General features: G+C 54.7%; 7 protein-coding genes and 1 pseudogene. 4 read left to right on the top strand and 4 right to left on the bottom strand.

Annotated elements, in window-relative coordinates; translation table 11 throughout:
• Positions 1–493: 493 nt before the first annotated feature.
• From QA600_RS14220 to QA600_RS14205, 4 genes and pseudogenes are all read right to left on the bottom strand, one after another.
• Positions 494–736: pseudogene (locus tag QA600_RS14220) on the bottom strand (helix-turn-helix transcriptional regulator).
• 39 nt (positions 737–775) lie between these two features.
• On the bottom strand, positions 776–1,450 hold the full coding sequence (locus tag QA600_RS14215) for a hypothetical protein (protein WP_278292602.1): 675 nt from the start codon (positions 1,448–1,450) through the stop codon (positions 776–778).
• Positions 1,447–2,493, bottom strand: a complete 1,047-nt coding sequence (locus QA600_RS14210; RefSeq protein ID WP_278292601.1) for a hypothetical protein — start codon at positions 2,491–2,493, stop codon at positions 1,447–1,449. Before QA600_RS14210 ends, QA600_RS14215 begins: the two co-directional genes overlap by 4 nt.
• A gap of 881 nt (positions 2,494–3,374) precedes the next feature.
• A complete protein-coding gene (locus QA600_RS14205) occupies positions 3,375–5,321 on the bottom strand; it encodes a restriction endonuclease (protein ID WP_278292600.1) in 1,947 nt (648 codons plus the stop codon).
• A 650-nt stretch (positions 5,322–5,971) separates the two neighbouring features.
• On the opposite strand from QA600_RS14205, the gene QA600_RS14200 reads away from it, so the two are divergent.
• The 4 genes from QA600_RS14200 (at position 5,972) to QA600_RS14185 (ending at position 8,449) form a co-directional block, all read left to right on the top strand.
• Positions 5,972–6,298 carry a hypothetical protein gene (locus QA600_RS14200; protein WP_165161552.1) on the top strand — a complete coding sequence of 109 codons (327 nt, stop codon included), beginning with the start codon at positions 5,972–5,974 and terminating at the stop codon, positions 6,296–6,298.
• Between the two features lie 28 nt (positions 6,299–6,326).
• Positions 6,327–6,791: a hypothetical protein gene (locus QA600_RS14195; RefSeq protein WP_165161553.1), complete on the top strand. Its 465-nt coding sequence runs from the start codon at positions 6,327–6,329 to the stop codon at positions 6,789–6,791.
• A 744-nt stretch (positions 6,792–7,535) separates the two neighbouring features.
• On the top strand, positions 7,536–7,880 hold the full coding sequence (locus tag QA600_RS14190; protein WP_278292599.1) for a hypothetical protein: 345 nt from the start codon (positions 7,536–7,538) through the stop codon (positions 7,878–7,880).
• A 332-nt stretch (positions 7,881–8,212) separates the two neighbouring features.
• A complete protein-coding gene (locus QA600_RS14185; protein ID WP_278292598.1) occupies positions 8,213–8,449 on the top strand; it encodes a hypothetical protein in 237 nt (78 codons plus the stop codon).
• Positions 8,450–8,573: the final 124 nt, after the last annotated feature.

Here is an 8,573-nt window from a genome sequence, read left to right as displayed (position 1 = left end):
CTCCGGAAGAACTTGCTTGATCGTCCGCGACTGATATCCCATGTCGCCAGTGTTCTCGTGTCTGCCAAATAATCGTTTATACTACTCTAATACAGACATCTGATGGGATACGGAGATAGAATTCCAATTGGGAACCGTCGCTATCAGAAGTTCGATTTTCGACCGATCAGGGTTCACTATTCGAGTGGCGGGCGCAAGTCATGATGGCGGAAATCAGCACGTCCCCCGTCATCAAATTTGATCCGATAAATCTCCGTATCACATTGATCTCCGGTTATGTCCGCGGCATCATCTGAAAGGATCCTCGTAACTCGACCATGCTTCCCATGATGTATCTCGTGGTCTGGGTCATGTTCATCAGGGATGTCGATCCGAACCCGGTCTCCCTCTGTAGGTGTGAAGTCTTGCATTCGATTGGTTAGACACCGTTGGGACCTCTGAATAGTTGAACCTTATTGGCTTACCACACTGACCGCTGCCAAACTCGTATGGCTCAGACGTCGATGTACTGTTGGTCCCACTTTCGTCGCTCCCGGATATGGTCCATACCCCTGTTCGTAATCGTGTAGTAGTTGGTGCGTCGATCCAGTTGGCCTTTCTCCACCAACTCCTCGTTCACCAGGGTATCGAGGTTCGGATAGAGCCGGTCGTGGTTGATCTCTCTACAGTAGTACTGTTCGGCTTCGTTTTTCACGTTTTAGCCGGACGGCTGCTCCACACCTACGATCACGTACAGGAGGTCGCACTGGAACCCGGTGAGATCACTCCCTCGAACTCACTCTTCCTGGGAAAGCACGTTCGCGTAGAAATCAAAGATCAACGCATCCACCATCATACCTTGATACTTCAACCGCCGCAGGTACGCAATGACTCCAGACACCCCCAAGGTAACAACGATCACGATCGACTGCAACGGCGACCACACCAACTGATACTCGCCGTACTCCGAAGCAAACAACCCAAGACCATGCAGCACCGCCCCCGCCAACAAAAGAATCCACATACTCCGAAGAAACGAGTACAACACCTGAAACCGCTGCGCACGCCCGATATTGTTGTTCCACAGATAGCTCTGCGTCAGTTTGAACATCTCGTACTCCTTGAGATCATCAGTATCAACGTCATCTGAATCAAAAAACATCTGGATGTTCTCATCGAACCGATCCTCAACAGATCCACTCCGCGCCTCCTCCAACGACTTCTCAAACGGATAGTCCTCCCGCCACAGGAAATACACCCAGTTGTCGATCGGGCTCGCAACCGCCTGCACCAGATGACCCACAAAATACCCGAGAACAATAACCAACACGCTCGATCCAACAGTTACCTCGGTAATATCGATGCCGTCGATACTTTCTGCGGGAAGCAGAGACAACGCAAGGAGAATGGCGAACACCCCGGGAATGAGATCCACAACGAAATCGTAAACCGTGAGATTCTGGCCGTTCATTCTCCCGGCAGATCAAAGATCCCATCAGGGACAGCGCGAGACGCGTTGAACGCACCTCGATTTGCGATGGTGAACGTGATGGTTCCGTACTGTCGCGTTGACCAGATCTTGGCGTCGTCGCGGCAGGTTCGCCGATACTTCTGATGTGCGTCAGTGGTAGGTTTCGCACCCACACTGAGCACGACGTATTCTGGGTCCATAGCCTCTACCGCTTCCTTGTGGAACCCGTTATCCCTCCCGTGATGTGATGCTTTCAGAACCCGGATGTCCTCCAGCACCTCCTCACCCCACTCGTCGAGGATCTCGTCCCAGGCATCTTGTTCAGCATCCCCTGGAAGCAGGATCGCACCGCCTCGCGTATTCAATTTGAGAACGAAGCTGATATCGTTGAATTTGGGACTGTCCTTGTCCTCGTTTTCCTCATTCAACTCCTCCACGATCTCCGGAGACGGATGCAGGATCTCGATGTTATCGTCCTGCCAGTACTGTTCCTGACTGCCTCTCGTCGGCTGGATGTACTGGCAATCCGTCTCTCCACTCCGGATTTCGGCGTACCGATCCCAGTCAGCCTTCTCATACTTTGGTGGCCAGTCCTCCACACCACTCAGGTCCTTCTCGTGATCGGTGTCCCAGAAGATACTGACAGACTCCTCGTCCCACAAACGGTCAAGCCCCGAGAGATGATCCATATCGGGATGCGTAGAGATGAATCGCCAGATATTCTGATCGGGTTCAGCGACGTCCGACCGGAAATACTCAAGTGGATCATCGAGATACTTCTCGGCGTACTCGTCCTCGCTGATCTGCTGTTTGTAAAACGATCGACCGCTCTGTGAGGTGTGCAGCGAAAGCTCTTCCAGCTGCTTGCTCAACCCGGCGATGGACGCTTCTTCGTCCTCGGGTTGCCGGTTCTTCCAGTCGTTGATATCGACGAACGAAATCCGTCCCTTCGTCTTGTGTTGATCCCCCTGATGCCGGATGATCGTACAATCCCCGTGATCCACGTTCAGACAGTGTACTTCCAGTCTGTCGTTCGGCAGCATTCCGTATCACATTGAAGTAACCGACAGTTCATAACTCTACCCAGATCGAGGTGAAAGTAAAACAAGACTCGCAGCGTGGATTGTCTAGTGGACCGTCTAGGAAGTTCATACCCGGTTACGTAGCGCCCTCATGGCAGACATGAGTGCTCTATTGAAAACGCCATGCAGTGTTGGAATTAGAGCACACTGGATGACCTCAGAGAGAACGTTATCGAGATCCAAGAGCAAATCGAGTCGCTGCGGAACCACTATGACGCCACCGATCCCGCGAGCATCGATGTCTTCGACGCAGCTGACCGCCTCGATATGGAGATTGAGGACACCTGGGACGACTTATCGACGTGGGTTAGCTTGGAAGACGAACTCTGCCTCGATGACTGTGCTCGTCGCCGGTTGAGTGATCGCGCCACAGCAAACGCGGACTGAGAAGTCTGGTGGTAAATCACTCGCATACGCCCGTTGGGGGCGTTGACCGGACCATTCTCATGAGTATCAAGCAGCGGCTCGATACTGCCCCTATATTCACTCGACAACCCTGAATCTGAAGCATGGGAAACCAATGCTCACCGCAATCTTCGCCTCGGAGTACTTCTCGACCGCTGTTCAGGAGGCATACTACGATATTCGGTGGTGCACAAGCAGCGACTTCGAGGTCCATTACTAGGAGAACTGGACGGATGACCGAGAGTGAAAACGGCGGTGGGATCAACACCCTCGCAAGGGAAAGCGAACGCACTACCATTCACCCCCTTACGCGGGCTTTCCGCCGAAACCAGCCATCCTCCCAACCCACTACTACGAGATGCTCAGGTACGCCGATACAGAGACGCTCGACCACATCAGATCCAATCCGCTCATCGACCCCGAATAATACTCGTAGGCTACGAAAGGCTCTCTAAATGCTGCTCGTCTTCTTCCGTCAGCAACTGGACGCTATACTCGTCTTCGAGCTGTTTGATCTGTCGGAAGCACTCCGCTGCTCGTTCCTCCTCCCCGCGTTCGAGATAGTGGGACCCTTGCTTTCGTAGCACCTTCGCAGTTCCCGACTTGCCCTCGTACCAGGGCAGCAGTTCGAAGTACCGTTCCTTGGCTTGTTCGAGGTGGTCCTGCATGGCCTCGGGATCGTCGTCTTCGAGCGCGTTCGCCATCGACCAGTGAGCGTCTGCTAACGACTGCGCAACGTCGTTTCGTTCCGGTTCCGTTTCGGCGGCGTCGTACGCGTCGCGGAGAGATTCGATCGTCTCACGGAGACGTTGTGGATCGTCGCGTTCCCCCACATCCTCCTGCACGGTTTTCTCGTGATCAGTGGTTCCCTCCCAAACGACCTCGCCATCCAAGTCGATAGCGTACGACGGATCTGCGCCTGTATCCGTACTGAACTGGATCTCCCATCCACTGTCTTCCGTTCGAATCGTAACCTGTCTCGCCTTCTCATGGCGTAACTCGTGCTTCGTCCGTCGGTCACCAGACCCTAGGTCGAATACGTAGGCGCTGTCGTCCGGTGGATACGTCGTTACGACCACGTACTCGCCATCCGGCGTAACGTCGCAATCGGCGACGTCTGCGTTGAAGTAGTGCGTGAGGAGCTGTGTGCCGTCCGGCTCAAAGACGAGAAGTTTCGAGGAGTGTTCGTCCGGGTCAAGTGCATCGATAACGACGGTTCGTCCGGAATCGGCGATTGACGCGGTCGTCGGCTCCGCGATCGTCTCTGTAATCCGTAACCCGGTATCGTCATAGACGAATACCCGCGCGTCGTCGGGATCGGTACCACGACCGTACGCCACGAGCCACTCGCCGTTGGGCGATCGCTTCACTTGGCACGTGTAGCGTTCCTCCTCGTAGCCAATGACGCGAGCGTGATCCCGATCATCGGAATCCGTTCCTGATGACCGTGATTCCGACGCTGACCCCTCGACGTCTGCGTATGACTTCGACTCGTTCGATGCTTCCGTGCGCTGCTCCTCAGTACTGGGCTGAGACGTATCGATCGACGACGCTTGCTCGCCAGACGCCGAATACTTCTCGTCTTTGACCGGAACGGATCGACGACGCCAGAGGTAGATGAGGCCGGGAATGACCGCGACGAACCAGAGCAATGACGTGAGGACGTAGACCCACGTGTACTTCGGCCAGTCGGTAACGTCGCCAATCTCACGAGCATCGAGGTAAAGCGCCGCCGGAAGCGCGACCCACGTCGCCAGAAACAGTAGACCCCAGAGTGCCTCCGGGATCGCCACCACGCTGAAAAAGACGACGACCCAGCCGATCGTCGCCCCCATCACCATCTTATGCCAGCGCGTGGAAGGCGGACTCCCCATCTGAGTCGGTTGTGGTGCCGAAGCGTCTGATTCCGACGACGGCGCTCCTGCTTCGGACGGGGTTTCCGGTCGATCGGCCGATTGCTCCGCTGACTGCGAGGTGTCCTCCTCGGGAACGGCTTCGACGAAGTCGAGATACTTGACGACCAGGTCGAGGGCGTCGTGTTCGAGGACAAGTTGGACGAGCTCGTCTCCGTTGATGAGTTTGACGTTCAGTTGGTCGGCGATTTCCTTCGCCTGGCGACTGTAACCATTGGTCGTGACGAGCAACACCTTATCGACGCCGTGGTACTGGTGGCGAAGGCTCGCGTACTGTTGTACCTCGGGTGATCCAACGGTCGTGTTCGGTCCGTATCGCTTCACCTGAATGAGCAGCGTCTGCTCGTACGGCGTAGCCTTCTGTGCGGTGACGTCTACACCCTTGTCCGCGGCGGCTGTCGAGACTTCCGTCTCCCACCCCATCCGTTCCCAGAGATCACCGACAAAGTGCTCGAAATCGTACGCATCCATTCGTTGGAGGACGGCTTTGAGCTGCGCCGGTGATTCGATCCGACCGCCGTCAGCCGGAAAGCCCTGCGCATTTCCGACTGAATGCCGCCCTTCTTCAATTACCTTTCCTGGCTCGACCGGCTGAGAGTTGGACGTCGAATCCGAACCCGAGTCGCGCATCGATTTGCGGATTAACCGATACACTTCGCGGTAGAGGAAGTAGCGAAGGAACCGTTTCATATTGCTGTGTTGTGGACTGACACAAGTTATCGATTCCGGTGAAAACACCAAACAAACCAATAGACGTGTTCGGGTACCTCAAAAGGCGAAATGACGCTCTTCACGTTGCGGACAAGATTGGTCTGTCTATTGTAGGGGGAAGTACGATTTGTCCAGAGTTATTGCTTATCTAACTAGAGGACCCACCATCGAGTTAGTCTGGCAGCGAGATCTGAACGTCGCATCGCGTATCCTACTACAATCAACATCCTCGGTTGGTCTGCTCTACGCGACAATAGTGAATGATATCTCCAAAATCACAAGAATACGCGCGCTCCAGCCTCCTGTGAAACAAATAGTCCAAGATTATTTTAACTAAATAAACGTCTTAGCCGGTCGATTACCCGCCTGCTACGAGGGTTTTTAAACAATGCGTCTAAGTCCGGCTTGCAATGCAACGCGTGATCAACCGAAAGGTCTACGACACGGACAGTGCGGACCGAATTGCCAAGCATGGGGCCATAGTAGACAAGGGTGACTTCCACGCCCTCGCAGAAACGCTGTACAAAGACTCGAACGGTGAGTACTTCCTGCATTGTCAAGGCGGTGCGGCTACGGAGTACGCCGAACAGACCCCAAATGGGACAACGTACGGTGAAACGTTAGAGTTGCTCACGAAAGAAGAAGCCCTCGACTGGTGCGAGAAACGCTCTGCCAGCTCAGAGACAGTCCTTGAGGAGTTTGCTGATCTCATCGAGAACGTCAACACCGCACAGTAACACCAGCCAACCAATCCCTTATACCAAAATGCAACAAAATAACCTCGACAGCAACGAAGACGACCAGACAGCACGAAGACGGGCGTTATCAGAGCCGATCAAGGCGGTTATCGATGAGATCGAGAAGTCAGTCGATGGCATCGCTGCGATCACGCTGAGCCACCCACTGCCGAAAGAGGAGATGCACTCGATGCAGATCATCGTCCACACTGACGATCGAAGCAACCCAATGCTTGATCCGATGCAACACATGACGGTCACCGAAGCGGTGATCGACCTCAAGGATGGAGATCAGGTTGGCATCCTGTACGACATCCACATCATCACGGACGACCCTGCTGCAACGGAGACCGTTAACATAACGCCAGTGTACCGATCTGACGATGTTGAATATGCTGACCCAATCACGGTTGAAGACGGGCTTGATCGTCTCCGGTGGAAGTTGGGGAAGACAAGGGATGAAATCAAATCGACACTACAAGAGGAGGAGTAATCACCAACGCGGCGCAGAGCGGAGCATAAAAACCCCAGGGCTTTAATTAAATCATAGTGAGGGCGTGATCAATAATTTCGTCAATCTTCGAGACAGACCGATCATCCTCTTTTGCAGTCTTGAATACACTAGACATGACTGTCGGGTTCTTTGCTCCCCGAGACTGTTTGTGATATCCGTATTTGTCGCAGCCATCTCGGAGTGCCTCATCGTAGAAATCAGGTCCAAGAGAGGTTCGAATACATTCAGTTAGATTCTCTTGGAAGCAAGCGTGGCGATCATAGACTCCCGAGGGCCAGTCTTCCTCTTCAGCGTCAACAAGACGGAGTAATTGCCTATTGATGATAGCCTCTGACTCATCATCGTAGTCTGAGTCAAATATTACGTAGACAGATCCACCTAATTGTTCGAAAATTATTGCAGGCCGGCCGATTTTAGTTTTCCCATTGCAGGGAAGGACTGCAACTCCCTGAGAGCTAGCAGATAGTGCGCAATAATTTGAGGAGGAGTAGAATTATTGTGCTCAAGCGACTACTGTCGCGTATGCCGCCCGAAAATGCGTCCGGCGACGAGCCAGAATGGGTAGGGGCGTGGAAGGAGCACGCGTCGGCGTTCGATCGGGTGAAGTCGGTCACGATGACGCTTTCGGAGCCCCGACCCGCCTCTTGGATCGCTGAAGAGGCAGCCGTCTCTCCGAATACCGCGCGGGACCATCTGCGCCGACTCATCGATCTTGGTGTCGTGATGGCGACCGAGCAGGACGGAGTCCGCCACTACTATCCGGATCCGCTGTACACACGACTCCGAGACGTCCGGGAGTTACTCGAAGACACGACAAAACGGGAACTTGCAGAGCAGGCAGTGGCGTTGAAAGAAGATATCGCGGAGTGGAAAGCCGAGTATGACGCTGACTCCCCCGACACACTCCGTGAACGAGCAGCCGTGGACGAGGTCTCTGCTGAGCTGGCATACGAACTGACGCGGGCAGCAAGCGACTGGGAACTCGACCGGTATCGGCTCTCGCTCGTGCAGGACGCGATCAAGAACTACGACACCTGGACGTCTGACCCGTCGTCGATCACCGTATGACCGGCTACCGGGGTGTGTCGAATAACCAGTCTGACGGTGGCATCCACCGACGCGCTACTTCTGACTCCTCCCGAGGACGTGTTCGCTTCGATGGGGGCTCGGAACCGGGTCGTGATCGACATCGCATTTTGCGGGAGTTACGTGGCGAACTGGCGCGACACCCTGCGGTTCGATCCATTGTGGGGGAACCACCGGACGAGTACCGGGAATTACGGGCCACGCTCGATCCATCGTGGTTCAGGCGACCAACAGAGACCGCGTCTCTCCGGGTAACGTGGATCCCGAATCCATCACCCGGTCCCGAAGCAGCCGACCGTACGAACGATGCCTGGATGCGGAGCCCGATACAGGCGTACTACACCATCCATTACAGCGAATCGGACGGGCTCGACTGCGGATTCCACTGTGAACCGAACCCTCACGTCGATGGATTACTCCACTATCAGGAACGCGATGACACGAACGACGCGTACACGTACGAGCCGATCTCGTTCGGTGCACGCTCAGTGTCCGGGCTCCTGTGGGAAGTGATGGACGCACTCGCCGACCGACTTGACAACTCCGAGTGACGCACATACCGGTCCGGCTGCCGAAACGACCACGGTTCGAACGGATCGACGAGAGCGTCATCGAACCGACGTAATTCCCACAACTGCTGCACGGTTGTGAGTGAATTCCACCACTACTTATTTA

The organism is Natronococcus sp. A-GB1 (assembly GCF_029688845.1).
Taxonomy (GTDB): domain Archaea; phylum Halobacteriota; class Halobacteria; order Halobacteriales; family Natrialbaceae; genus Natronococcus.
This window is presented reverse-complemented; position numbering and strand designations above follow the sequence as displayed.